Genomic DNA, 25,028 nt, shown 5'->3' with positions numbered 1-25,028 from the left:
ATGATCACGTTAACCGGGCGTTCGGCGGGTGTCCATCGACTTCACCCAGGTCAGGTAGGCTCTGCCGGTACCGCGACCCTTCCACACCGGGAGCATCCTCAGTGGCCCGAGTCGTCGTCGACGTCATGCCCAAGCCCGAAATCCTCGACCCGCAGGGTCAGGCGGTGGCCAATGCGCTGCCCCGTCTCGGATTCGATGGCATCGGCAGCGTCCGCCAAGGCAAGCACTTCGAACTGGACGTCGACGACTCGGTCGACGACGCCACCCTCGCCAAGATCGCCGAGACCTTCCTCGCCAACCCGGTCGTCGAGGACTGGGTCGTGCGGCGGGTGGAGTCGTGACGGCGCGCATCGGGGTCATCACCTTCCCCGGCACCCTGGACGACCAGGACGCGGCCCGGGCGGTCGACCGCTCAGGCGCGCAGTCGGTGCCCCTGTGGCACGCCGACGCCGACCTCAAGGGCGTCGACGCGGTGGTCGTGCCGGGCGGCTTCTCCTACGGCGACTACCTGCGCGCCGGGGCCATCGCCCGGTTCGCGCCGGTGATGACCGAGGTCGTCGAGGCGGCCAAGAAGGGCCTGCCGGTGCTGGGCATCTGCAACGGCTTCCAGATCCTGTGCGAGGCCGGCCTGCTGCCCGGCGTGCTGATCCGCAACAAGGGCCTGCACTTCGTCTGCCGCGACCAGTGGCTGAAGGTGGAGAACACCAGCTCGGCCTGGACCTCGCGGTTCGACCAGGGCGCGGAGATCCTCATCCCGCTCAAGTCGGGCGAGGGCTGCTACGTGGCCGACCAGCACGTCCTTGACGAGCTGGAGGGCGAGGGCCGGGTGGCGTTCCGCTACGTCGGCGGCAACCCCAACGGCGCCCTGAACGACATCGCCGGCATCACCAGCGCCAACGGGCGCGTGGTCGGCCTGATGCCGCACCCCGAGCACGCGATCGACGCGCTGACCGGCCCGTCCGACGACGGCCTCGGCCTGTTCCTGTCCGCACTCGACACTTTGGTGGCGGCGTGACGACGACTGAGCACCTGATCGACACCGTCGAGCACGCGTCGGCGACGCCGGAGCACGCGCAGCCGTACCGCGAGCTGGGCCTGAAGGACGACGAGTACCAGCGCATCCGCGACATCCTCGGCCGCCGGCCGACGGACGCCGAGCTGGCCATGTACTCGGTGATGTGGAGCGAGCACTGCTCGTACAAGTCGTCCAAGATCCACCTGGCCTACTTCGGCAAGACCACGACCGACGAGATGCGGGCCAAGATGCTGGCCGGTATCGGCGAGAACGCCGGCGTGGTCGACATCGGCGACGGCTGGGCCGTCACCTTCAAGGTGGAGAGCCACAACCACCCGTCCTACGTCGAGCCCTACCAGGGCGCGGCCACCGGCGTCGGCGGCATCGTCCGCGACATCATGGCCATGGGCGCCCGCCCGATCGCCGTGGTCGACCCGCTGCGCTTCGGCCCGGCCGACGCCCCCGACACTCGCCGCGTGCTGCACGGCGTGGTGGCCGGCGTCGGCGGCTACGGCAACTGCCTCGGCCTGCCCAACATCGGCGGCGAGCTGGTCTTCGACGCCTCGTACGCCGGCAACCCGCTGCTCAACGCCGGCTGCATCGGCGCGCTGCGGGTCGAGGACCTGCACCTGGCGCACGCCTCGGGCACCGGCAACAAGGTCATCCTGTTCGGCGCCCGCACCGGCCTCGACGGCATCGGCGGCGTGTCGGTGCTGGCCAGCGACACCTTCTCCGGTGACGAGGGCGGCGCCGGCCGCAAGAAGCTGCCGAGCGTGCAGGTGGGCGACCCGTTCACCGAGAAGGTGCTCATCGAGTGCTGCCTCGAGCTGTACCGCGAGGGCATCGTGGTCGGCATCCAGGACCTCGGCGGCGCCGGCCTCTCCTGCGCGACCAGCGAGCTGGCCAGCGCCGGCGACGGCGGCATGCACGTCTGGCTGGACCGGGTTCCGTTGCGGGCCACCGGGATGACGCCGGCCGAGGTGCTGTCGTCGGAGTCCCAGGAACGCATGATGGCCGTGGTCAAGCCGTCCGATGTGGACGCTTTCATGGCCGTCTGCCGCAAGTGGGACGTCATCGCCACCGAGGTCGGCGAGGTGACCGACGGGGACCGTCTGGTCATCACCTGGCACGACCAGGTCGTGGTGGACGTGCCGCCGCGCACCGTGGCCCACGAGGGCCCGGTCTACCACCGCCCGATCGAGCGGCCGGCCGACCAGGATGCCTTGCAGGCCAACGGTCCCGAGTCGCTGCCTCGGCCGTCTTCGGCCGAGGACCTGCGGGCGCTGCTGGTGCGGATGATCTCCTCGCCCAACCTGGCGTCCAAGCGCTGGGTGACCGAGCAGTACGACCGCTACGTGCGGGGAAACACCGTGCTGGCCCAGCCGGCCGACTCCGGCATGGTCCGGGTCGACGAGGAGACCGGGCGCGGCGTGGCCCTGGCCACCGACTGCAACGGCCGGTTCTGCAAGCTGGACCCGTACCAGGGCGCGCAGCTGGCCCTGGCCGAGGCGTACCGCAACATCGCCTCGACCGGTGCCACGCCGCTGGCCGTCACCGACTGCCTGAACTTCGGCTCGCCCGAGGACCCGGCCGTGATGTGGCAGTTCGAGCAGGCCATCAAGGGCCTGGCCGACGGCTGCGCCCAGCTGGGCATCCCGGTCACCGGCGGCAACGTCAGCTTCTACAACCAGACCGGCAGCACGGCGATCCTGCCGACGCCGGTGGTCGGCGTGCTCGGCGTGATCGACGACGTGGCCCGGCGCATCCCGACCGGTTTCGGCACCGAGCCGGGCGAGACGCTGCTGCTGCTCGGCGACACCCGGGACGAGTTCGGCGGTTCCGAGTGGGCCCACGTCGAGCACGGCCACCTCGGTGGCCGTCCGCCGCAGGTCGACCTGGAGCGGGAGCGGCTGCTGGCCGAGGTGCTGGTCGCCGGTTCCCGTGACGGCATGCTGTCGGCCGCGCACGACCTGTCCGACGGCGGCCTGGCGCAGGCGATCGTCGAGTCCTGCCTGATCGGCGAGACCGGCGCGCGGATCATCCTGCCCGAGGGCGCGGACCCGTTCGTGCAGCTGTTCTCCGAGTCGGCCGGGCGGGTGGTCGTCGCGGTGCCGCGTAGCGAGGAGCTGCGCTTCACCGAGATGTGCACCGCTCGTGAGCTGCCGTGGGTGCGGATCGGCGTGGTGGACAAGGAGTCCACCGAGCTGGAAATCCAGGGCTTGGCCAGCTTCCCGCTGTCCGAGCTGCGTGAGGCCTGGGAAGGCACCTTGCCGGCGCTGTTCGACTGATTTACGTTCAGCCCCATGCGATACGGGGCGATGTACGGGCCGGATGTGACGTTCCTCGGCGTTGATCCCTGTGATCTCGCCGAGCCGGCCTCCTTCGCGGAGGCCGATGTCGTCGTCGTGGGGGCGCCCTACGACGGCGGCACGTCGCACCGGCCCGGCACCCGTTTCGGGCCGCAGGCCATTCGCACCACGGATTACCTGGGGCACAACGGTTCCCGGCCCAGCCTGGCGCTGCGCGTGGATGCCTTGAAGGACCTGCGGGTGCTCGATGCCGGTGATGTCGAGATGTACGCCGGCGACGAGATGGGCAGTCACGCCGCCATCGAGGCAGCCGTGCACACCATCACCGCGTCCGGCGCCATCCCCATCGTCCTGGGCGGCGACCACAGCATCGCCCTGCCGGATGCCCGTGGCGTGGCCCGGCATTTCGGCTTCGGCCGCATCTCCATGATCCATTTCGACGCCCATGCCGACACCGGCAACATCGAGTTCGGCCACCTCTACGGCCATGGCCAGCCCATGCGCCGTCTGCTCGAGTGCGGCGCCATACGCGGCGACCGCTTCCTCCAGCTCGGGCTGCGCGGCTATTGGCCCGAGCCGGAAACCCTGGACTGGATGGCCGCCCAGCACATGCGGTCGTACGAGATGACCGAGATCGTCACCCGTGGCTTCGACCCCTGCCTCTCCGAGGCCTTCACCATCGCGGTGGACGACTGCGACGGCGTCTACCTCTCCGTCGACGTCGACGTCTGCGATCCCGGCCATGCCCCCGGCACCGGCACCCCCGAGCCCGGCGGCCTCTCCGCCCGCCAGCTCCTCGACGCCGTCCGCCGCATCTGCTACGAGCTTCCCGTTGTCGGCGTTGAGGTTGTCGAGGTCTCGCCCCCGTACGACCACGCCGAGATCACCGCCGCCCTGGGCAATCGCGTTGTCCTGGAAGCACTTTCCGGCATCGCCCGCCGCCGCAAGGACGCCGCCACCGGCACCACCTGGAACCCGGCCCAGCCACTGTTGGACGGGCGTTGAAAGTCCCCCGGTGGCGCCAGAGGGGTTCTGACGCCACCGGGGTTCGGGGAACGGCGTTTTAGCCGTTGGCTATGGCCTGTAGGCGGTCGTAGCTGCCGTTGAACTCGTCCTGGTCACCGGGGAAGGTGCCGGAGTCGGCGTACTGCCAGAAGGTGTAGACGGTCCAGGCGTAGGGCAGCACGCCGGGGCCGGCGGCGTAGCGGGCGACCCAGAGCGGGTTGGTCGAGGTGAAGTCGCCGCGGTTGCCGGTGCAGTCCTGCCACCACTGCTGCGCGGTGTAGATGACGGGCCAGACACCGGTGCGGGCGTGGTAGGTGTCGCTGAAGTCGAGGACCCACTGCACCATGCCGGTCTGGGACAGGCCGTAACACTCGGCGCCGCTGGGGTTCCACTCGATGTCGAGCGCGCCGGGCAGGGTCTTGCCGTCACGGGACCAGCCGCCGCCGTGGTCGACGAAGTAGTTGGCCTGCGTGCCGCCGCTGGTGGTGTTGGGCGTGGCGAAGTGGTAGGCGCCGCGGATCATGCCGACGTTGTAGGAACCGTTGTACTGCTGGGCGAAGTAGCCGTTCTGGTAGTAGGTGCCCTCGGTCGCCTTGATGTACGCGAAGCGGCCGCCGTTGTTCCACGCGCCGCCCCAGTCGACGTTGCCCTGATAGGAGCTCACGTCCATGCCGTACACGGCGGCGAGCGGACCGAACGAGGTGGGCTTGGGCGCGCAGCGGTGTCCGAGGTGGCGCGCGACCTGGGAGCCCATGGTGTGGTTGTGCTGTGCGTCCTGCACGGAATCGGGTGGATTCCCGCCGCAGGTGGACGTTGTGGCGGCGCCGGCAGGGGTGGTGGCGCCGAACGAGACGGACAGGAGGACGGCGGCGATGACCGCGGACAACCGGCGGCCGCGGCCCGCCGGGAGTAACCGAGTGTTCATGGTGGAACCTCTCGATCTGCTCGCAGGGAAGCGGATCACGTGGAACTTCCACGTTGCGTGAAGTGTGAACGACGATTCACACTTGAGCCAGATTGACGGTGATTTTCTCACTTATACGGACTAGCGGTATTACGTCGTAGGGGTGAACTCTCTTGGCCTGACAGCGTTCTCGGGTTCGCCGCCAATCGCTAGTCTGCGCTACCTGTCAACCCTGTGACCACACGTCTGGTGAATCGGTAACGAAAAGTTCAACCCAGCGCGAGGGCGCGCAGACCATCCGTGTTGCCGTTGAGCCGGTTCTGGTCGCCGGGGAACACGCCCTTGTCGGCGAACTGCCAGATCGCCTGGGTCCTCCAGCCGGCCGGCAGCGTGCCGACATCGGTGCCGTAGCGCGGGATCCACAGCGGATTGCCCCAGAAACCGGCGTTGTTGCCGGTGCACTTCACCCACCAGGTGTAGCTGGTGTAGATCGCCGGCACCCGGCCGGTGCGCTTCTGCACCTGGTCGGTGAAGCCCCGCATCCACGCCACCATCTGGTCGGCGGTGAGCTTGTAACACGTGTCGCCGTAAGGGTTGTACTCGATGTCGAGGGCCGGCGGCAGCGTGCGGCCGTCACGGGACCAGCCGCCGCCGTGGTCGACGAAGTAGTTCGCCTGGGTCGGCCCGTCGGACACGTCCGGCAGCGCGAAGTGGTACGCCCCATGGGTCAGCCCGGCGGCGAAGGACCCGTTGTACTGCTGGGCGAAGAACGGGTTGGTGTAGGAGATGCCCTCGGTTGCCTTGGAGTACGAGAACTTGCCGCCGTTGCTGGCGACCGCGGCCCAGTCCACATTGCCCTGGTGGCTGGACACGTCCAGACCCAGCGCGTCGTCGTTGGCCTTCACCGTGAGCAGCGGTCCGCCGCCATGGCCCTCGTGCGCGGCGATCTGCGACCCGGCGTAGTCGTCCTGCGGGTGGGCCAGCGGCTGCGCGGACGCGGGCGTCGGGGCAGCCAGCGCCGCCGTGAGGAGCACACCGGCCAGCGCCGCCCGCACTGCTGTTCGCGTCTTCGACTCCATGGGCGAATTCCTTCCCCGCTGGGGACCGAACGGACTATCACAGTAGACCGATCGGCGTAGTTTCTCGCGCTGGGCGGGCCCGCGTGTCCGGGACTAGCGTTGGCGGGTATGGGTCTCAGGCATCCGGGCGACCGGCACACCGACGTATCGGTCAATCCCGTCTTCACCCGCGAGCCGATGAGCATCGCGCGCGACGTGCTGCCGGCCGAGGGCATCGACCCGGACCTGGCCTACCAGGTGGTGCACGACGAGCTGATGCTCGACGGCAACGCCCGGCTCAACCTGGCCACCTTCGTGTCGACCTGGATGGAGCCGCAGGCGACGCGGCTGATGTCCGAGACCTTCGACAAGAACATGATCGACAAGGACGAGTACCCGCGCACCGCCGATCTGGAGTCCCGCTGCGTGCGCATGCTGGCCGCGCTCTGGCACGCCGAGGATCCGGCCCGGGCGATCGGCTGCTCGACCACCGGCTCCAGCGAGGCCTGCATGCTGGCCGGCCTGGCCCTCAAGCGCCGCTGGCAGCACAAGCGGCGGGCCGACGGGAAGCCGACCGACCGGCCGAACATCGTGATGGGCATCAACGTCCAGATCTGCTGGGAGAAGTTCGCCAACTACTGGGACGTCGAAGCCCGGCTGGTGCCGATGGCGGGCGACCGGTTCACCCTCAACGCGGCCGAGGCGGTGGCCCGCTGCGACGAGAACACGATCGGCGTCGTCGCCATCCTCGGGTCCACTTTCGACGGCTCGTACGAGCCGGTGGCCGAGATCTGCGCCGCGCTGGACGAGTTCCAGCAGCGCACCGGCCACGACATCCCGGTGCACGTGGACGGCGCCTCCGGCGCGATGATCGCCCCGTTCTGCGACCCCGACCTGGAATGGGATTTCCGGCTGCCCCGGGTGGCCTCGATCAACACCTCCGGCCACAAGTACGGCCTGGTCTACCCGGGCGTCGGCTGGGCGCTCTGGCGGGACTCCGACGCGCTGCCCGAGGATCTGGTCTTCCGGGTCAACTACCTCGGCGGCGACATGCCGACCTTCGCGCTGAACTTCTCCCGCCCGGGCTCGCAGGTGATCGCCCAGTACTACAACTTCCTGCGGCTGGGCTTCGACGGCTACCGCCGGGTTCAGCTGTCCTGCCGGGAGGTGGCGACCTGGCTGGCCGGCGAGATCGGCAAGCTGGGGCCGTTCCAGCTGCTGACCGACGGCAGCCAGCTGCCGGTGTTCGCGTTCACGCTGTCCGACGAGGTCACCCGCTACTCGGTGTTCGACGTGTCGGCGGCGCTGCGGCAGGCCGGCTGGCTGGTGCCGGCGTACACCTTCCCGGACGACCGGACCGACCTGGCGGCGCTGCGCATCGTGGTGCGCAACGGCTTCGGGCGCGATCTGGCCGAGCTGCTGCTGGACGACCTGAGGCGGGCTCTGCCGACGCTGGAGCGACAGGACAAGCCGATCCGCGGCTCGGAGGCGGCCGGCTTCGAGCACGGCCAACACCATTGACACGTACGTGAACCTCTCTCACTATTAGGAAAGTTTCCTAATTAATGGAGAGTGCCCGTGGCGTCGGTCGGCAAGCGGTTGCACCTGGTCCTGATTCTCGTGCTGGTCGCCGGCGGGCTGGCGATCGTGCCCAACCTGGTCGGCGGCTGTTTATGGCGCTGTCCGGACGGCGGCGAGGTGGTGCCGACCGCGGCAACGGCGGCGGTCACCGTGCGTGTCGTGGACGAGAACGGCCGGCCGCTGGGTGAGCCGCAGCGAGTGCAGCTCACCAACGGCCCGGTCATGACGGTCGCTCAGGCCCCGGGCCACATCGCCGAACCGGTGCTGCTCGGCCTTGAGGACGCCGGCAAGACGATCGACGTGCGGCTGCTGTCCGACAACGGTGGCAAGCGGTTCGTGGTGAACTCGGCCGGTGACGTGATGTTCGGCCGCCGCTACCAGTCCGAGCTGATCCCGGCCGGCGCCGCCGCCGCGGGCGTACGCTCCGTGGTGGACGCCGTGGCGCCGGCCTTCCGGCTGGCCGACCTGAGCACCGTGAACCTGGAGACCGTGGTCAGCGACAAGGCGGCCGCCGACGCCTACCCGAAGAAGCGCTTCATCCTGGAGTCGCCGCCGGCGAGTGTGGACGGCCTCAAGGCGCTCGGCGTCACGGTGCCGCTGCTGGCCAACAACCACACCCGAGACTTCCTCGACGACGGCGTGGCCGACACGGAGAAAGCGCTATCCACGGCCGGTTTCCCGGTGGTCGGCACGACCGTCGGCGACCAGCCGCAGAAGCCGTTCCAGACCACGGTGCACGGCACCGGCGTCGCCGTGCTGGCCTACACCAGCGTGGACGGCTCGTACGTCAACGACTCCTACCCCAAGACCGGCACGCCGACCAGCGCCGACGACGCCTGGCAGTACCAGCCCCGGACCTGGGGTTTCGGCAAGATCCCGAGCCAGGACCGGACCATCGGCCAGGCGTGGGCGGTCTACGAGAAGCTGTCCAAGGCGGACCAGGCCGCGGCCTGGCCGTCGCTGACCCACGTCTACCCGGAGATCCAGGACTGGGTGGGCCGCCGCGGCCACGCCGGCGCCGCCCACTGGGACAACACGGCGTCTCCGGCGCAGATCCGGGACGTGGCCGGGCAGTCCCAGCTGACCATCGTGGAGATGCACACCGGCTTCCAGTTCCAGTCGGCGTCGGCCAAGGACACCCGGGCGATGGCCCGGGCCGCCATCGACGCCGGGGCGGACATCGTGATCTGCCACCATCCGCACGTGTTGCAGGGTTTCGAGTGGTACAAGGGCCACCTGATCGCCTACAGCATGGGCAACTTCGTGTTCGACCAGGACTTCATGTCCACCTTCTCGTCGGCCTTCCTGCGCACGGTCTGGGACGGCGACACGCTGGTCGAGGCCCGGCTGGTGCCGGTGGAGATCGACGGCTACCGCCCGATGCCGGCCACCGGCGACGCCGCGAGGCGGACCGTGCTGGGCGTGTGGGCCGACAGCCGGCGGCCGGTGCAGACGCAGCGGGGCGAGAACGGCGGGGTGGTGGCCGTGCCGATCACGCTCGACCCGGACACCAAACCGGCCCAGTTCCACGCCGACCACGGCACGGCCGTGATCACCGCCGACCCGCCGAAGCCGACGCCGGTGTCGGTGCAGGTCGGCCCGCACTCCGTCACGAAGATCAATTACAACGGTCTCACCGTGGCTCAACCCGTGAAGAACGTCGAGCTCGGCCAGGACCTCTTCGGCTGGGGCAGCTTCGCCGACAACACCGTGGACGGCCGGCCCGACGGCGACACGCACTGGTCCAACGGCGTCGTCGGCAACGGGGCCCTCGGCCAGGCCGGCTACCTCCACGTGGAGGGCGCGGGCGGTGCCGAGCAGCTGAACCGGCCGGTGGCCCGGATCCCGCTGCCGCGGCACCGCAAGGAGAACGCCGACGGCACGCCGCTGGACGAGGACCCGACCTACACGGTCCGGGCCAAGGTCCGCGTGACCAACGGCGCGACGGCCCTGCTCCGGCTCACGCCGTACCACTTCGACGACTCCGATCCGACCGAGGATCCGGAGTCCACCGCCCTCAAGGACGTGGACCGGCGGCTCGACGTGCCGTCCGACGGCCAGTGGCACGACGTATCCATCGATCTGACGCCCGAGCAGCTCGGCGGCAACATGGTGCTGCTGCGGCTCGGCCTGGCCGCCTCCCGCGCGGGCTCGGTGGCCGGCCAGGCCGTCGACTTCGACGATGTGTCCTTTGTGGAGTGGCGGCCGGCCGACGGCGAGGCCGGGCCGCACGACTTCGTCCGCAACAACGGCCCGACCCCCGCCACCGTCGCCATGGACGGCTTCGCCTACTAGCGATGCAGGTAAGGCGTCCTTCCCTGCATCAGGCGGCGTCGAGGCGGGACAGCTCCTCGGGGGTCAGCGTGACGTCGACGGCGGTCACCGAGTCCCGGATGCTCTCCGGGCGGCTGGCGCCGGGGATGGGCACGACGACCGGGGACTTGGCCAGCATCCAGGCCAGCGTCAGCACGTGCGGGCTGACGCCCTTGTCCGCGGCGATGTCGGCGAACGCGGCGAACCGGCTGCCCAGCTCGCCGGCCCGCCGGATGCCGCCGAACGGGCTCCACGGCAGGAAGGCGATGCCCAGCTCGTCGCACAGCTCCAGCTCGGGCTCGCTGGACCGGAAGGCCGGCGAGAACTGGTTCTGCACGGAGACCAGCCGGCCGCCGAGGATCTCGTCGGCCAGCCTGATCTGCTCGGGATTCGCGTTGGAGATACCGGCATAGCGGATCTTGCCGGCGTCCAGCAGGTCCCGGATCGCACCGACCGAATCGGCGTAGTCGACCTGGGGATCGGGCCGGTGGAACTGGTACAGGCCGATCACGTCGACGCCGAGCCGCTTGAGCGAGGCCTCGGCGGCCTGCTTGAGGTACTCGGGGCGGCCGTCGAGGGTCCAGCTGCCGTCGCCGGGCCGCAGGTGGCCGCCCTTGGTGGCGATCAGCACGTCGGAGGTGTCGCCACCCCAGCTCGCGACGGCCTCGGCGATCAGCGTCTCGTTGTGTCCGACCTCGGCGCCGCCCAGCGAGTAGGCATCGGCCGTGTCGAAGAAGGTGACGCCCGCGTCAAGGGCAGCGTGCACGGTGGCGATGCTGCGCGCCTCGTCCGGCCGCCCCTCGATGGACATCGGCATGCCGCCGAGGCCGATCGCGCTGACCTGGGCGTCGCCGATACGGCGAGTCTGCATCGTGGTCCTCTTTCGTGGGTTGTTGACCTGACTCCTACCCTGCTGCCACCGTATTAAGCTGTCCAACAGAAGAAAGTGATTCGCTCGATCACCCGGGATGCTCAATCGTGGAATTGCGCCAGCTCGAGTACTTCGTCGCGGTCGCCGAGGAGTGCCATTTCACCCGCGCCGCCCAGCGGCTGCACGTGGCCCAGTCCGGCCTGTCGGCGTCCATCCGCTCGCTGGAACGGGAGCTCGGCGCGACGCTGTTCCTGCGCAGCACCCGCCAGGTCGAGCTGACCGAGGCCGGGCGGGCGCTGCTGGTCGAGGCCCGGCGGGCGCTGACCAACGTGGCCGCGGCGCGCGACGCCGTCGCCGCGGTGCAGGGCCTGCTGCGCGGACGACTGGCCGTCGGCACCCTGCAATGTCTGTGCACTGTGGACCTGCCGGGGATTCTTTCTCGATTCAGCCAGGCTCATCCCGGCGTGGACATCCAGCTCCGCCACGACAGCTCCGGGGCCCTGATCGAGCAGGTCCGCGCCGGCCGCCTCGACGTCGCCTTCGTGACGAGGCCGGCCCGCATCCCGGACGAAGTCATGATCACCCCGCTGGACACCATGCCGTTGCTGCTGGCCTGCGGCCCGGACCACCCGTTCGCCGCCCGCGACCGCGTCGACCTGCGGGAACTCGACGGCCTGCCGTTCGTCGACTACCACCCGGACTGGGGCACGCGGGAGACCGTGGACCGGCTGCTCGCGGCCAACTGCGTCGACCGGCACGTGGCGCTGGAGGTCAACGACGTGCATTCGCTGCTCGACCTGGTCGGCAACGGCCTCGGCGTGGCCATCCTGCCCGGCAACTTCGTGCACAAGGGGTCGCGGGCCCGGTTCGTGCCGCTGACCGGCGACGCACCGGTCTGGGAGACCGCGATCGTCACCCCGGCGTCGCACAGTGCAGCAGCCAGCGTGCTCTTGGACATGGTTGCCCCACGTAGCCGGTTGCAGCCTGTGTGATTGGCCTCATGCTGTCACCATGTCCGCCAAACGAGTGGTCCACTGGACCGCTGCCGTGACGTTGTCGGGGGAGAAACCCGTGGCACCTGGTTTTCACAGTGAAGGCGGACGGCCTGCCTGTCACCGGGTGTCGGCCGGTAGCAGGGAGAAAACGTGACGTTAGACGCCCGGCCTGCCCGGTCGTATGCTCCCCATCGGTCCTACTCGGGTGGGGAGACGCCGAGGACGAGAGGTGGCCGCGTGGAGCGCCCGGAGATCGACCTGCGCAGCGCGAGCGTGGCCAGGATCTTTGACTACTACCTGGGTGGCGCGCACAACTTCGCCGTCGACCGCGAGCTCGCGGACGCCGCCGCGAAGCTGATGCCCGAGCTGCCGCGGATGATGCAGCTGCACCGCCGGTTCCTCGCCCGTGCCCTGCGCTACCTGGTCGGACAGGGCGTCACGCAGTTCCTCGACCTCGGCTCCGGCCTGCCGACCGCGGGCGGCTCGGCCGAGCTGGCCCGCCGCCTCGACCCGTCCAGCCGCGTGGTGCTGGTGGACAACGACCCCGCGGTGATCGCGCACGGCAGCCACATGCTCGACTCGAGCAACGCCGCCGTGGTGCTGGGCGACATCTGCGAGCCGGACGTGATCCTCGCCGACGCCGAAACGCGTCGGCTGCTCGACTTCACGCAGCCGGTCGGCCTGCTTCTGGTCGGTGTGCTGGATTTCGTCGGCAACGCCGACCTGCCCGCGGTGATCGCCCGATACCGGGACACCGTGGTGGCCGGCAGCCACATCGTGCTCACCAACTTCTCCGTGGAGGGCGGCCTCGAGGACTACCAGCGCACCGAGCAGCTCTACCGGGACAACACGACGATCGATTTCCACCCCAGGAGCGCGGCGGAGGTGACCGAGTTGTTAGACGGCTTCGACCTGGCGGAACCTGGAGTGGTGGACATTTCGTTGTGGCGTCCGGAGGCGGTGGACGACCTTGATGAGCATCCGGAGCGCAGCGGGGCCTACGTGGCGGTGGGACGCAAGCCATGACCTGGACGAGGCAGGACATTCCGCGGGCCCGGTCGGCCGTGACTGAGCCGGTGGCCGCGGGCATGGAGGCCTTCGCGCAGTCGTGGGCCTCGGCGATCATCGGCACCAGCTACGTGCCGATGACCAAGGCCGAGGTCGTCGAGCACCTGCGCGGGCTCACCGAGCTGCTGGTGGAGGCGCTGCTCGCGGACACGTTCCGCACGTCGGCGGCGCACGAGGTCGGCATCCGGCTGGTGGAGGCGCATTTCACCGGGACGGAGACGCTGGACCGCACCGTGCAGCTGATGGGCGACGAGCTGCTGACCGAGCTGGGCCGGGACGGCGAGCCGCACCTGCGCTCCCGTATCGCCGCGCTGCAGGGCGCGCTGTCCGCCGGCTACGCGCAGAGCCTGCGGGAGCGGACCTTGGACGAGCAGGAGGCGATCCGCGAGGCCGTGCTGGACGCCCGCGACCACGCCGAGGCGGCGCTGCGGGCCAGCGAGGCCCGGTTCCGCGCGGTGTTCGCGGAGGCGGCCATCGGCATGGGGATCTCCGACACGGACGGCAACATCCTCGAGGTCAACCAGTCTTTGCAGGACATGCTCGGTTATCCGGCCTCGGAGCTGCGGCAGCGCAACCTGCGCTCGCTGATGCACCCGGCCGACGCGGAGAGCGTGTGGGTCTACTACGAGCAGCTGCTGCACGGCGAGCGTGACCACTTCCGCGTGGAGAAGCGCTTCAACCGCCGTGACGGCGAGGCGGTGTGGACGCACCTGACCATCTCGCTGGTGCGTGACGACGACGGGCAGCCGGCCTACCAGGTGGCCATGGTCGAGGACGTGACCGACCGTCACCTGCTGCAGAACCGCCTGCGCTACCAGGCGTTGCACGATCCCCTGACCACGCTGCCCAACCGGGCGCTGTTCATGGAGCGGCTGAGCAAGGCCTTCGACGGCGTGGCCGGCACCCGGATCGGCCTGTGCTACCTGGACCTCGACGGCTTCAAGGTGATCAACGACAGCCTCGGCCACGACATCGGCGACCAGCTGCTGGTCGCGGTGGCCAACCGGCTGGACGAGTCGGTGGCCGGCGACGGCCGGCTGGTGGCCCGGATGGGCGGCGACGAGTTCGTCATCCTGATCGAGGGCTCGACCGGCACTCAGTCCATTGTGGACATCGCCGACCGGGTGCTGTACTCGCTGACCGGGCCGATCCGCATCGACGGGCACGAGCTGTCGGTGTCGGCCTCGATCGGCCTGGTCGAGCGGGAGATCAACGGCACCACCTCGGCCGACTTGATGCGTGATGCCGACATCACGCTGTACTGGGCCAAGGCCGACGGCAAGAGCCGGTGGGCGCTCTACGATCCCGAGCGCAACGCCCGTGAGGTCGCGCGGTTCACGCTGTCCGCGACCATGCCGGCCGCGTTGGAGCGGGACGAGTTCTACGTCGACTACCAGCCGCTGGTTCGGTTGGAGGACAGCAAGGTTCTCGGCGTCGAGGCGCTGGTTCGCTGGCAGCACCCGGAGTTCGGGCGGCTGGCGCCGGACCGGTTCATCGAGCTGGCCGAGGAGACCGGGCTGATCGTGCCGCTGGGCCGGTGGGTGCTGCGCAGCGCCTGCCAGCAGGCCCGGCGCTGGCTTGACGAGTTCGGCGATGCCACGCCGTTCGTCAGCGTCAACCTCGCCGTGCGTCAGTCCCGTGATCCGGCGCTCGTCTCGGACGTCAAGTCGATCCTCGAGGAGTTCGCGCTGCCGCCGCACCTGTTGCAGCTGGAGCTCACCGAGAGCGCCATCATGGGCACCGCCGACGAGCCGCTCGAGGCGCTGCGGCAGCTGTCCGGCATGGGCGTGCGGATCGCCATCGACGACTTCGGCACCGGCTATTCGAACCTGGCCTACCTCAAGCACCTTCCGGTGCACGAGCTCAAGATCGCCGGCTCGTTCATGGAGGGCATGCGGGCCGCCGACGGCGTCGACCCGGTCGACTCCAAGATCGTCAGCACCCTGGTCTCGCTGGCCCATGCCCTGGGGCTCACCGTCACCGCCGAGGGCGTGGAGACCCCGTCCCAGGCCGAGCGCCTCCGCAAGATCGGCTGCGACGCCGGCCAGGGCTGGCTGTTCGCCCGCCCCGGCCCGCCGCACCAGATCGAGGTGCTCTTCTAGTCGGACAGGAACGCCACCGCCGCCCGCCAGACTTCGTGCTGCGCGGTGACGGTGGCTTCCGGTGTGCCGCCCAGGGCCAGCCGTACTCCCGGACCTTGCTCGTCGGTCTCGGTCATCGGGTGCGCCGGCGGCACGCAGATGCCGTGTCCTGCTTCGGGAAACCGCAGATGCCGCCCGTCGGCGAGGCGGTTCATGGCGATGTCGTTGAGCGCCTCGGCCGGGATCTGTTGATCGTCGCCGCCGCTGATCAGCAGTACCGGGCTTTGGATCCGTTCCACCGCAATGGTTGCCGCCTGGAGCCGGGCGGTGTCTTCCATGCCCCGCTCGAAGGCCGGCCGCAGCGCCACCGGCTCACCGGCGGCGGCCTGCCGGCGCATCTCGGCCGTGCTGGGGTTGGCGATGAACGGCAGCGGCTCGCCGCGCCAGGTGTAGGGCGGCACCTCCGTGTCGATCATGTGCCAGAAATCGCCGTCCGTGTCGATGCCCTGCAGCACCACACCGCCGCCGGCGATGCTCACCACCGCAGACACCTGCCCCGGAAACGTGGCCCCGACGAGCAGTGCCGTCATGCCGCCGAACGAGCCGCCCATCACCGCGCATCGGTTGCCCCGCACCGAATCCTGTTCGGCCATGAACCGCAGCGCGGTGCCGAAGTACTCCAGCGGCACCCGGACCAGGTCACGGGGCACACCTGAGGCGCCGAAGTAGGCCAGCGCCAGCACGGCGAAGCCGTGACTGGCCAGCAGCGCCGCGTCGTCGGCGTGCAGGCCGCCCTCGGAGCCGCCCAGCAGCACCACACCCGGCGCTGGTCCGCCCGGCGGCGTGCACAGCACGCCGACCAGGCCATCCTTGTGAATTTCCTTGCGTGTCAGGCCATCCATCTGTGTGGTCATGACTCGTAACTCTGGACACGCGGGACCCCGGTTGTCCAAGCGGGAGTGGGCCAGATCACAGTGTCAGGTCGATGGCCACCTTGATGTCGTCGTGCGGTTCCAACGCCTGCGGCCAACGCGACAGGGGCACGCGGCGGGTGATGAGGCGGCGCAGCCAGTCCTGGTCGGCCTTGGCCAGAGCCTCGGCGGCGGTGCGGAAGTGGGCTGGGGCGGAGTTGACGCTGCCGACGACGGAGGCGTTGCCGAAGACGAGGGTGTCGTTCAAACGCCCAGGAGGCAACGGGATCGTAGCGTCCGAAGTGGACAGACCGAGCAGCACGGCGACGGCGTTGCGGCCGAGTTTGAGGACCGAGTCGAACATCAAGGAGCCGACGCCGGTGCACTCGATCACCGCATCCACCGTGGGCACGGTGTGCAGGCTGAGGTGATACGTCGCCTGAAGCGCCCGCACCAGCTCCGGCTTGATGCCGTGCTCGATGCGGTCGAGGACGTGGACTTCGAGGCCGCGCTGTACGCCGAGCAGGGCGGCCAACAGGCCGATGGGGCCCGCTCCGGTGATGAGAACCCGTTGCGGCGTAGAGAAAGTACGGGCGCCGACGAGGTCGATCTGGTCCCACGCCTTGGCCACGATGGAGGTGGGTTCGGCCAACACGCCGCAGTCACCGACCTCGGCGGCGAGCCGCACCGCGTACTGGGCAGGCACCGCCCAACGCTCGGAGCCGAAGCCGTCGAGGCCGGTGACGCCGCGCTCGGTGTAGTTGCCGTTGAGGCAGAAATCCGAACGGCCGGCGGCGCAAGGGGCGCAGGGCAGGGGATCGGGCCGACGGACGACGCCGGCGACAAGGTCGCCGGGCGTGAAACCGCTGCCGGCGGGGGCTTCGAGCACTCGGCCGAGCGACTCGTGGAACAACACCATGCGGTCCTGGCCCGGCGGCAACGAGTCGATACGGCCGTTGATGATCTCAAGGTCGGTGTGGCAGAGCCCGACGAGCAGCCCCTCGACGAGCAACTCCCCGTCAAGGGCAACGGGTTCCGGCCACTCCGACACACGAAGGTCGTCCGGGCGGCCGGGAGTGACGGTGGCGGCCCTCACCGCCGGCTCCGCTCGTGCCGACCGGCCGTGTCGCCGAACAGAATCGCGGCGCTGTTGACCAACGCCAGATGGCTGAACGCCTGGGGGAAGTTGCCGGTGAACCGCCCGGCGTCGCCGTCGTACTCCTCGGCCAGCAGCCCGACATCGTTGGCCAGCGCGGCCAACCGCTCGAACATGGCCACCGCCTCCGACCGACGGCCGGACAGTGCGAGCGCGTCGGCGAACCAGAAGGAGCAAGCCAGGAACGATCCCTCCTGTCCGCTCAAACCGTCCACATGGGACTCTCCGACGACTGTCGTGTAGCGGTCGACCAGATCCCCGTGCTTCAAGGACTTCTCCACGGCGGCGATGGTCGACACCACCCGGGGATCGTCGCCGGGCAGGAAGCCGACGGCCGGGATGAGCAGCGTGGCGGCGTCCAGCTCGCGGCCGCCGTAGTACTGGGTGAAGGCGCCGACATCGGCATTCCAGCCCTTGGCCAACACCTCGGCGTGCACGGCGTCCCGCAGCTCACGCCAGCGCTGCACCGGCCCCGGCAGGCCGTCCTCCTCGACCGCCCGCACGGCCCGGTCGAACGCCACCCAGATCATCACCCGGGAATGCGTGAAGAACCGGTCCGGCCCGCGCACCTCCCACAGGCCCTTGTCCGGCTGCTGCCAGATCTCCTCCAGATGCCGCAGCAGACCCCGTTGCAGCGCCCAGGATTCCGCGCTCTCCTCGACGCCACGTTCGCGGGCCAGGTGCAGGGCGTCCATCACCTCGCCGTAGACGTCCAACTGGAGCTGCTGGAAGGCAGCATTACCCACGCGCACGGGCAGCGCGCCGTGATAGCCGGGCAGCCAATCGACTTCCCACTCCAGTAGGTGCCGCTCGCCGTCGATGGCGTACATGATCTGGAGATCGGCCGGATCGCCGGCGACCGCACGCAGCAGCCACGACCGCCACGCCAGAGCCTCTGTGGTGCAGCCGAAACCGTCGAAGGCCAGCAGGGTCAGGGTGGCGTCGCGCAGCCAGCAGTAGCGGTAGTCCCAGTTTCGTTCCCCGCCAAGGGATTCCGGCAGCGACGTGGTCGGCGCGGCGACGATGCCGCCGGTCGGGGCGTAGGTCAGTGCCTTCAGTGTGGCCAGTGACCGACGCACCGCATCCTGATGTGGCCCGTCATACGTGATGCGGGCCTGCCAGTCATGCCAGAAGCGTTCGGTACGGGCGATCTCGTCAGAAGCATCCACTGCGGCGGCCGGTGCATCCGGGTTCCTGGTGAACTCCATGCTCCATGCCAGCTGCTGGCCCTCATCGACGGTGAACACGGCCTCGTGCGCCCGCTCGCCGTGCACCCGGTACGGCAGCCGATCCCCGCGCAGCACAACGGCATGCGGCCCGGCCACAGCCAGAATGTGCTCTTTGTTGACCCGACGCACCCAGGGCGTGGAGTCCCCGTACGCGAAGCGCACCACCCAGCGCAGCCGCATCTCGACGTTGCCGGACACGCCCTCCACGACCCGCACCAGTCGCGGCTCGTCGGCCGCGCCGTCGGTGTGTGGCGGCATCGCGTCGATCACCCGCACCACGCCGTCGACGGTCTCGAACTCCGTCTCCAGCACCAGTGTGGTGTCCCGGTAACGCCGTTTGACCGAGGTCACCGTGCCGGTCGGCGCGAGCAGCCACCGCCCGGCGCCGTCGTCGCCCAGCAGCCGGGCGAAGCACGACGGGGAGTCGAAGCGGGGCAGGCACAGCCAGTCCACCGAGCCGTCCAGCCCGACCAGCGCGGCCGTGCGGAGATCGGACAGCAGTGCGTAGTCCTCGATGCGGCCGGGGCCGGAGTGTTGTTCAGCCACCGGTCCGAGACTAGTGCTGGGGAACGCCCGCCGCCGCCAGCAACGCCTCGGCCGGGATGAGCGCGCCGGGCTTGCTGCCCGGGTTGAGCAGCAGCGGGCAGCCGGCCAGCTTGGTCACCAGCTCACGGCCGGCGATGGCCCGCGCGTGCGGCCAGGCCTCCGGCACGAACCGGCTCGACGTGCAGGCGGCGACCAGGATCTGCCCGCTGTTCTGGTCCTGGAAGCCGGCCAGCTCGCGGTCGTCCGCGGTCCGTGCGTACACCAGCAGGGTCGCGTTGAGCACGCCCTCCAGCACGGTCTCCTCGGGCTGGTAACCGGTACGGGCCTGCTGCATGGCCCGCTCCAGCTGGGTCTCGGGCGCCGGCATGCCGGCCGAGACCGGCGACGGCCGCCAGTCCGGATTGGGCTCGAAGCGCTCGTCGATCCGGCCGTCCCCGTCGACCCGGAACGAGCCGATGACACCCCACGGCGGCACGTCGTCGCCCGGGCGGAACGCCGGATCCAGGATGTGCAGCCAGGTGTTCGGGTTGGCCTTCGCGTTGTCGCGCATGTCCTGCGTGATGGTCAGCAGATGGGTGTTCGGTGCAGCCATGGGTTCGCCCCTCGAAAGTGTCCTGCGGGCGGCTTCACCCTCTCATAACACCGAGGGGGCAACGAACCACTCTTTGTAACCAACATGGGTGACCTTTTCTCGTGTCACTCACCCGAGAAAAGGCCACCCTTAGCACTACCGCGGGCTGGCCGAAACCGTCTTCGAGGCCACGTTCACGCCCGCGACCTGCACGTTGGGCTGCGCGCCGCCCAGATCGGCGGTCCGGTAGTCGGCCGAGAGGGTCACCGACTCGCCGGGCCAGATCGTGACATAGTCGTCACTCCAGGTGATCGGTGCGAGCTCGCCGCCCGACGCCCCCTTGCGGATGGTGGCCCGCAGGAAGAACGCCACCTTGCTGCCGCTGTTGGTCAACTTCACCGAGGTCGTCGAACGGTCGCCGCTGGTCGTGGTGGACGCGTTCACGTCGACCTTGCCCGCACCCAGGTTCTGCAGGCCCGACAGGTCGGCGTAGCCGGTCTGCGGGGTGTCGAACCAGGTGGAGTTGTCGTAGTTCATCGTGTCGGCCTTGGTGGACAGCCAGTACACGTTGCGGTCCACCACGTTGCCGCTGCCGTCCTTGAGCAGCAGCCGCACGAAGTACGTGGCCGACAGGCCGCTCGGGGTGGCGACCTTGTTCAGCGTGGTCGACCCGTCAGCCTTGGCCGTCACGTTGGACTGCGTGGTGTCGGACTTGACCGTGCCGTCGGCGTTGAAGATCGTCGTCTGCACGGAAAGGCCCGACTTCGCCGCCAGCCCGGTGTTGACCAGTGCCACCGAGCGGTCGTCGTAGGAGTACTGGACGTGCAGCGGCCGCAGACCTGCCTTGGCCCCGAAGTACGAGCCCGCCGGCTGCATCGAGTAGTCGTACAGGTGCCAGAACAGCGTCGGCCACGGGTTGTTGAGCATCCAGTAGATGACGCCGGTCGCCGGCTTGCTCGACTTGGACTGGTTGCGCCCGAACGACTCGAACTGGGCCCGGTTGACCTCGTAGTTGGTCAGCTGGGCCTTGGACACGAAGTCGTCGAGGCTCTTCGGCGTGCCGTAGCGCTTGCCGAGCGCGGTCAGGAACGACCCCAGCTTGGAGAAGTCGCCGCTGGGCGAGAGGTGGTACTGCGCCTTGGAACCGTTCTGCCACAGGTCGGACAGCTCCGACGGGGACAGGTACTGCTTGAGCGCGTCGGCGTCGGGGATGTCCGGGCCGGGGCCGACCTCGGAGGCGAAGCCGAACGCGCCGCCGAGCTTGTCGCCGTACCAGTAGTTCGGCGGGATCCACCAGTACGGGCCGTCCATCTTGTTGCCGGACGCGCCGGTCACCGGGCTGCTGGCCTTGGCCGCCGAGGAGATGATCGGGGCCTGCCAGTCGGAGACCTTCAGCCCGTCAAGGTAGTCCTTCTCCACCGCGGCCGGTGGCGCGGTGTCGCTGCCGATGTAGAAGCCGAGGATGCTGGGGTGGTTGCGCAGCCGCAGGCCCTCGGTGACGGCCGAGGCTCCTGCCACGGTGTGGTCGGCCGCCTTCCAGCTGCCGTAGCTCTGCCAGTACGAGCAGCACTCCCAGCCCGGCATCATCATGATGCCCAGCTTGTCGGCCAGCGCGTACATCTCGTCGTTCTCTTCCTTGCCCTCAAGGCGAATCGTGTTCAGCCCGAGGTCCTTCACGTAGTCCAGCTGGTCGGCCAGCTTCCGCGGGTCGTAGCGCAGGAACAGGTCCGACGACCAGCCGCCGCCGCGCACCAGGAACGGCTTGCCGTTGACGGTGAACGACATGGCGCCGTCCTTCAGCGCCGACTTCACGTCACGCACGCCGAAGTCGGTGGCCGCGCTGTCGGAGACCTTGCCGTCAACGGATGCGTTGAGCGCCAAGTGGTACAGCGGCTGGTCGCCCATCTCGTACGGCCACCAGACCCGGGGATCGGTCAGGTGCTGGGCGATGCTGACCGTCTTGGTCTGGTTGGCGCTCAGCGTCACGTTCTGGCTGAACGGCGTCGAGTCGACCGTGCCGGCGACCGCGGTGGTGACGGAAGCGTTGGTGTTGTTGGTGACCTCGGCCTTGATCGTCAGGTCGGCGCTCTTGAGGTCGCCGGCCACCGACGTCACGACGCGGGTGTTGCGCACGGTCACCGCGCCGGACTCGGCCAGCTGCACGTCCCGCCAGATGCCCATGTTGTTGTCCGGCGGCAGCTGCGTCCAGTCCACCCAGGAGATCGACAGCTGCTTCTTCGGGTCGGCCGGCGAGGCCTTGATGGCCAGCGCGTTGGTGCCCGACTTGAGCGTGCCGGTCACGTCGAACTCGTGGGAGGGGTACGAGCCGGTGTCGGTGGTGCCGATCTTGGTGCCGTTTAGCCAGATCTCCGAGCCGCCGATGATGCCGTTGGTCAGCCGCAGGAACGTGTGCGCGCCGGCGGCCGGGTTGGCGCTGAACGTCTCCCGGTACCACCACGGCACCGTGAAGTCGGACTTGTTGACGTTCTTCAGGTTCGTCGAGTAGTTGAGGTCGCCGTACTTGCCGGCGGAGATCAGGCCGCCCATGACGGTCGAGCGGGCCGGCACCGACGTCCATGAGCTGTCGTCATAGGTCGGCGAGGACAGGGTCGCACCGGTCTGGGTCGCCGTCTTGCTGGTCTGGAGCTTCCAGCCGGGCACCGTGACGACCTGTCCCGGCGCGGCCGGCGCGGCGACTCTGGGCTGCACGCTTGCGTCGGCACCGACGGCCGGCACGACCAAGGCCAGGCCGAGCGCGGTGACCAGCCAGGGAACCTGGCTCCTGCGGAGCATGGACCGCCTCCTCACACGAGTGTCTGGCGGCGGCGGAATAGTAAAGAAGGTTTCCTTATGGAACGTTTACTCGCAATGCTCCAAACGGTCGTAACGCTACGGTGGGTGTGTGCCGTCGCTCGTGGACCCGCGTGACCTGATGGCCGCCGTGCAGGCGGTGCTGCCCTGGCTGGACGGCGCGGCCGACGCCCCTGAGCGGCCGAAACTGGCCGCCGCCGTGAAGCTGAGCCTGCGCACGCTGGCCCAGGACGCACCCGGCAGAAGCGTCGAGGTTCGGGTACCACCTTTCGCTGCGGTGCAGTGCATCTCGGGCATTCGTCACACCCGCGGCACGCCGCCCAACGTGATCGAGATGGACGCCCGCACCTGGCTCGAGCTGGCCACCGGCCGTCTGACCTGGGCCGACGCCGTCGCCGGTGATCGGGTCAGCGCTTCCGGGAGCCGCGCTGACCTGTCCGGCCAACTTCCCCTGGTACGTGCGATGTCGTGACCGCCCCTTTACCATCGGCTAGGGGCCAAGTAACATTCTCGCGTGTCCGTTTTCGCACGTACGAACGATCTCGGACGAATTGTCCGGGTCGAGGACCGGTGACGGGGATGCGCAGGCTCGCGCTCATCGGCACCGGCGTTCTCGCGTGCCTCGGACTCGTGGCCGTCGCCACCGCCTTCGTCTGGGGCGTCACCCCGCGCGAGTGGGACGGCAATCTCGACTTCACCGTGGCCCAGTTCTGCCAGTCCGATCACGGCGAGCCGACCTGCGCCATGCTCAAACAGGAGCCCGCCGGCCCGGGGCAGGCGCCGCTGGCCACCGTCGACAGGATCAGTATCGACGCCTGGAACCTGCCGGCCGGCATCCACGTGGGTGATCTTGTGCTGTGCCATGTGCACCAGCAGGACGCCGTGATCGACAGCGCCGACACGGTGACCAAGGTGGACGGCTGTCACTCGTAGGGGTGTGCTTTGCCGCACACAGGCGGGTCACGGACACCCTGTGTTGACCTGTTCGACACTTACACTGGAGTCGGTCCGACGCCGTCACTAGGGAGTTCTCGGTGCCCACCGACCGGTCTGTGTCTGTGCCCGACTCTGTCTCCGACTCATCGTCCGACGAAATCGAGCGCGAGCCGCGCGAGGAATGCGGCGTCTTCGGGGTCTGGGCCCCGGGTGAAGACGTGGCCAAGCTCACCTACTACGGGCTCTACGCCCTCCAGCACCGCGGGCAGGAGGCGGCCGGCATCTCGGTCGCCGACGGCAAGCAGATCGTGGTGTTCAAGGATCTCGGCCTGGTCAGCCAGGTCTTCGACGAGCAGACGCTGTCCTCGCTGCACGGCTACCTGGCCGTCGGCCACTGCCGCTACTCCACCACCGGCTCCACCACGTGGGAGAACGCCCAGCCGGTGTTCCGCACCACCGCCACCGGCAGCGGCATGGCGCTGGGCCACAACGGAAACCTGGTCAACACCGCCGAACTTCTCGTCCGGGCCAACGAGCTCGGCGTCGACATGCGCGGCGGCGCCACCACCGACTCCGACCTGATGTCCGGCCTGCTGGCGGCGACCGCCGCCGACAAGGGCCTTGAGCAGGCGGCCATGGAGTTACTGCCCACGCTGCGTGGCGCCTTCTGTCTGGTGTGGTCGGACGAGGACACGCTGTACGCGGCCCGCGACCCGCAGGGCGTGCGGCCGCTGGTGCTCGGTCGCCTCGAGCGCGGCTGGGTCGTGGCCAGCGAGACCGCGGCGCTGGACATCGTCGGCGCGTCCTTCGTGCGTGAGGTCGAGCCGGGCGAGCTGCTGGCCATCGACGCCGACGGCCTGAGGTCGGCTCGCTTCGCCACCCCGGAGCCCAAGGGCTGCATCTTCGAATACGTCTACCTGGCCCGGCCGGACACCACGATCAGCGGCCGGTCGGTGCACGCCACCCGGGTCGACATCGGCCGCAGGCTGGCCGCCGAGTTCCCGGTCGAGGCCGACCTGGTCATCCCGGTGCCCGAGTCCGGCACGCCGGCGGCCATCGGCTACGCCCAGGCCTCCGGCATCCCGTACGGCTCCGGCCTGGTCAAGAACGCCTACGTCGGCCGGACCTTCATCCAGCCCTCGCAGACCATCCGCCAGCTGGGCATCCGGCTCAAGCTGAACCCGCTGCGCGACGTCATCCGCGGCAAGCGCCTTGTCGTCGTGGACGACTCCATCGTGCGCGGCAACACGCAGCGAGCGCTGGTCCGCATGCTGCGCGAGGCCGGCGCGATCGAGGTGCACGTCCGGATCGCCTCGCCGCCCGTGCGCTGGCCCTGCTTCTACGGCATCGACTTCGCCTCGCGGGCCGAGCTGGTGGCCAACGGCCTCGACTTCGAGGGCATCCGCCGGTCCATCGGCGCCGACTCGCTGGGCTACGTGTCGCTGGAGGCCCTGGTCGCCGCCAGCGAGCAGCCCAAGACCCGGCTGTGCTGCGCCTGCTTCGACGGCGACTACCCGATCCCGCTGCCGGAAGAAGCGATGATCGGCAAGCATCTGCTGGAAGGCATCGAGGAGAAGGCTGTCTCGGGCTCCGCCGCACCGGTGCTCGCCAACGGGTACGGTGCCGAAGACGCCCTGCGTCGCCCCTGATCCCCTACGACAACGGAGC

The 25,028-nt window shown here is 69.4% G+C and carries 20 protein-coding genes; 12 read left to right on the top strand and 8 right to left on the bottom strand.

What is annotated here, in order from left to right; genetic code table 11:
- The first annotated feature begins 101 nt into the window (after positions 1 to 101).
- The 4 genes from purS to speB are packed head-to-tail and all read left to right on the top strand — an operon-like array spanning position 102 to position 4,329.
- A complete protein-coding gene (purS, locus tag M3Q35_RS32615) occupies positions 102 to 341 on the top strand; it encodes a phosphoribosylformylglycinamidine synthase subunit PurS (RefSeq protein WP_116172073.1) in 240 nt (79 codons plus the stop codon).
- The gene (purQ, locus tag M3Q35_RS32610) at positions 338 to 1,015 is read left to right on the top strand and encodes a phosphoribosylformylglycinamidine synthase subunit PurQ (RefSeq protein WP_273936374.1); all 678 of its coding nucleotides are present in this window, start codon (positions 338 to 340) and stop codon (positions 1,013 to 1,015) included. The genes purS and purQ overlap by 4 nt, the downstream gene beginning before the upstream one ends.
- A complete protein-coding gene (gene purL, locus M3Q35_RS32605) occupies positions 1,012 to 3,303 on the top strand; it encodes a phosphoribosylformylglycinamidine synthase subunit PurL (protein ID WP_273936373.1) in 2,292 nt (763 codons plus the stop codon). Before purQ ends, purL begins: the two co-directional genes overlap by 4 nt.
- A 15-nt stretch (positions 3,304 to 3,318) precedes the next feature.
- Positions 3,319 to 4,329, top strand: coding sequence for an agmatinase (gene speB / locus M3Q35_RS32600; protein WP_273936372.1), 1,011 nt, complete (start codon positions 3,319 to 3,321; stop codon positions 4,327 to 4,329).
- Positions 4,330 to 4,387: 58 nt separating this feature from the next.
- Here speB and M3Q35_RS32595 read toward each other — a convergent pair whose 3' ends face one another.
- Both M3Q35_RS32595 and M3Q35_RS32590 read right to left on the bottom strand, forming a co-directional pair.
- Complete coding sequence (locus M3Q35_RS32595; RefSeq protein WP_273936371.1) at positions 4,388 to 5,254, bottom strand: lysozyme; 867 nt, start codon at positions 5,252 to 5,254, stop codon at positions 4,388 to 4,390.
- 248 nt (positions 5,255 to 5,502) lie between these two features.
- Positions 5,503 to 6,312 (bottom strand): lysozyme, encoded by an 810-nt coding sequence (locus M3Q35_RS32590; protein WP_273936370.1) that lies wholly within the window; start codon positions 6,310 to 6,312, stop codon positions 5,503 to 5,505.
- Between the two features lie 108 nt (positions 6,313 to 6,420).
- On the opposite strand from M3Q35_RS32590, the gene gad reads away from it, so the two are divergent.
- Together gad and M3Q35_RS32580 are read left to right on the top strand one after the other, a co-directional pair.
- Positions 6,421 to 7,812 (top strand): glutamate decarboxylase, encoded by a 1,392-nt coding sequence (gene gad / locus M3Q35_RS32585; RefSeq protein WP_273936369.1) that lies wholly within the window; start codon positions 6,421 to 6,423, stop codon positions 7,810 to 7,812.
- 219 nt (positions 7,813 to 8,031) lie between these two features.
- A complete protein-coding gene (locus M3Q35_RS32580) occupies positions 8,032 to 10,167 on the top strand; it encodes a CapA family protein (RefSeq protein ID WP_273936368.1) in 2,136 nt (711 codons plus the stop codon).
- A 28-nt stretch (positions 10,168 to 10,195) separates the two neighbouring features.
- On the opposite strand, the gene M3Q35_RS32575 is transcribed toward M3Q35_RS32580, so the two are convergent.
- Positions 10,196 to 11,056, bottom strand: a complete 861-nt coding sequence (locus tag M3Q35_RS32575; RefSeq protein WP_273936367.1) for an aldo/keto reductase — start codon at positions 11,054 to 11,056, stop codon at positions 10,196 to 10,198.
- A 107-nt stretch (positions 11,057 to 11,163) separates the two neighbouring features.
- On the opposite strand from M3Q35_RS32575, the gene M3Q35_RS32570 reads away from it, so the two are divergent.
- From M3Q35_RS32570 to M3Q35_RS32560, 3 genes are all read left to right on the top strand, one after another.
- Positions 11,164 to 12,048, top strand: a complete 885-nt coding sequence (locus M3Q35_RS32570) for a LysR family transcriptional regulator (protein ID WP_273936366.1) — start codon at positions 11,164 to 11,166, stop codon at positions 12,046 to 12,048.
- Positions 12,049 to 12,288: 240 nt separating this feature from the next.
- Positions 12,289 to 13,077 (top strand): SAM-dependent methyltransferase, encoded by a 789-nt coding sequence (locus tag M3Q35_RS32565; protein WP_273936365.1) that lies wholly within the window; start codon positions 12,289 to 12,291, stop codon positions 13,075 to 13,077.
- A complete protein-coding gene (locus M3Q35_RS32560; RefSeq protein ID WP_273936364.1) occupies positions 13,074 to 15,221 on the top strand; it encodes a putative bifunctional diguanylate cyclase/phosphodiesterase in 2,148 nt (715 codons plus the stop codon). Before M3Q35_RS32565 ends, M3Q35_RS32560 begins: the two co-directional genes overlap by 4 nt.
- On the opposite strand, the gene M3Q35_RS32555 is transcribed toward M3Q35_RS32560, so the two are convergent.
- The 5 genes from M3Q35_RS32555 to M3Q35_RS32535 all read right to left on the bottom strand — a co-directional run bounded on the left by M3Q35_RS32555 (position 15,218) and on the right by M3Q35_RS32535 (position 22,406).
- Positions 15,218 to 16,114, bottom strand: a complete 897-nt coding sequence (locus M3Q35_RS32555) for an acyl-CoA thioester hydrolase/BAAT C-terminal domain-containing protein (RefSeq protein ID WP_273936363.1) — start codon at positions 16,112 to 16,114, stop codon at positions 15,218 to 15,220. The two genes, M3Q35_RS32560 and M3Q35_RS32555, sit on opposite strands and share 4 nt — an antisense overlap.
- A gap of 55 nt (positions 16,115 to 16,169) precedes the next feature.
- Entirely contained in the window at positions 16,170 to 17,207 is a 1,038-nt protein-coding gene (locus M3Q35_RS32550) for a glucose 1-dehydrogenase (RefSeq protein ID WP_273936362.1), read from the bottom strand.
- Positions 17,204 to 19,042 carry a glycoside hydrolase family 15 protein gene (locus M3Q35_RS32545; protein ID WP_273936361.1) on the bottom strand — a complete coding sequence of 613 codons (1,839 nt, stop codon included), beginning with the start codon at positions 19,040 to 19,042 and terminating at the stop codon, positions 17,204 to 17,206. Before M3Q35_RS32545 ends, M3Q35_RS32550 begins: the two co-directional genes overlap by 4 nt.
- Before the next feature lie 10 nt (positions 19,043 to 19,052).
- A complete protein-coding gene (locus M3Q35_RS32540; RefSeq protein ID WP_273936360.1) occupies positions 19,053 to 19,634 on the bottom strand; it encodes a type VII secretion system-associated protein in 582 nt (193 codons plus the stop codon).
- Between the two features lie 135 nt (positions 19,635 to 19,769).
- Entirely contained in the window at positions 19,770 to 22,406 is a 2,637-nt protein-coding gene (locus tag M3Q35_RS32535; protein ID WP_273936359.1) for a glycoside hydrolase family 2 protein, read from the bottom strand.
- Between the two features lie 109 nt (positions 22,407 to 22,515).
- Here M3Q35_RS32535 and M3Q35_RS32530 point away from each other — a divergent pair, with 109 nt between their 5' ends.
- From M3Q35_RS32530 to purF, 3 genes are all read left to right on the top strand, one after another.
- A complete protein-coding gene (locus tag M3Q35_RS32530) occupies positions 22,516 to 22,896 on the top strand; it encodes a sterol carrier family protein (RefSeq protein WP_273936358.1) in 381 nt (126 codons plus the stop codon).
- Between the two features lie 107 nt (positions 22,897 to 23,003).
- Positions 23,004 to 23,357 carry a hypothetical protein gene (locus tag M3Q35_RS32525; RefSeq protein WP_273936357.1) on the top strand — a complete coding sequence of 118 codons (354 nt, stop codon included), beginning with the start codon at positions 23,004 to 23,006 and terminating at the stop codon, positions 23,355 to 23,357.
- Between the two features lie 125 nt (positions 23,358 to 23,482).
- Positions 23,483 to 25,009: an amidophosphoribosyltransferase gene (gene purF / locus M3Q35_RS32520; RefSeq protein ID WP_273936356.1), complete on the top strand. Its 1,527-nt coding sequence runs from the start codon at positions 23,483 to 23,485 to the stop codon at positions 25,007 to 25,009.
- Positions 25,010 to 25,028 lie beyond the last annotated feature (19 nt).

It is taken from the genome of Kutzneria chonburiensis (genome assembly GCF_028622115.1).
Taxonomy (GTDB): Bacteria; Actinomycetota; Actinomycetes; order Mycobacteriales; family Pseudonocardiaceae; genus Kutzneria; species Kutzneria chonburiensis.
This window is presented reverse-complemented; position numbering and strand designations above follow the sequence as displayed.

Excerpts from the sequence above, each read along its gene's own strand:
- speB (WP_273936372.1), top strand. The coding sequence starts at position 3,319 with ATGCGATACGGGGCGATGTACGGGCCGGATGTGACGTTCCTCGGCGTT.
- M3Q35_RS32595 (WP_273936371.1), bottom strand. The coding sequence starts at position 5,254 with ATGAACACTCGGTTACTCCCGGCGGGCCGCGGCCGCCGGTTGTCCGCG.
- M3Q35_RS32590 (WP_273936370.1), bottom strand. The coding sequence starts at position 6,312 with ATGGAGTCGAAGACGCGAACAGCAGTGCGGGCGGCGCTGGCCGGTGTG.
- gad (WP_273936369.1), top strand. The coding sequence starts at position 6,421 with ATGGGTCTCAGGCATCCGGGCGACCGGCACACCGACGTATCGGTCAAT.
- M3Q35_RS32575 (WP_273936367.1), bottom strand. The coding sequence starts at position 11,056 with ATGCAGACTCGCCGTATCGGCGACGCCCAGGTCAGCGCGATCGGCCTC.
- M3Q35_RS32560 (WP_273936364.1), top strand. The coding sequence starts at position 13,074 with ATGACCTGGACGAGGCAGGACATTCCGCGGGCCCGGTCGGCCGTGACT.
- M3Q35_RS32555 (WP_273936363.1), bottom strand. The coding sequence starts at position 16,114 with ATGACCACACAGATGGATGGCCTGACACGCAAGGAAATTCACAAGGAT.
- M3Q35_RS32540 (WP_273936360.1), bottom strand. The coding sequence starts at position 19,634 with ATGGCTGCACCGAACACCCATCTGCTGACCATCACGCAGGACATGCGC.
- M3Q35_RS32535 (WP_273936359.1), bottom strand. The coding sequence starts at position 22,406 with ATGCTCCGCAGGAGCCAGGTTCCCTGGCTGGTCACCGCGCTCGGCCTG.
- M3Q35_RS32525 (WP_273936357.1), top strand. The coding sequence starts at position 23,004 with ATGCGCAGGCTCGCGCTCATCGGCACCGGCGTTCTCGCGTGCCTCGGA.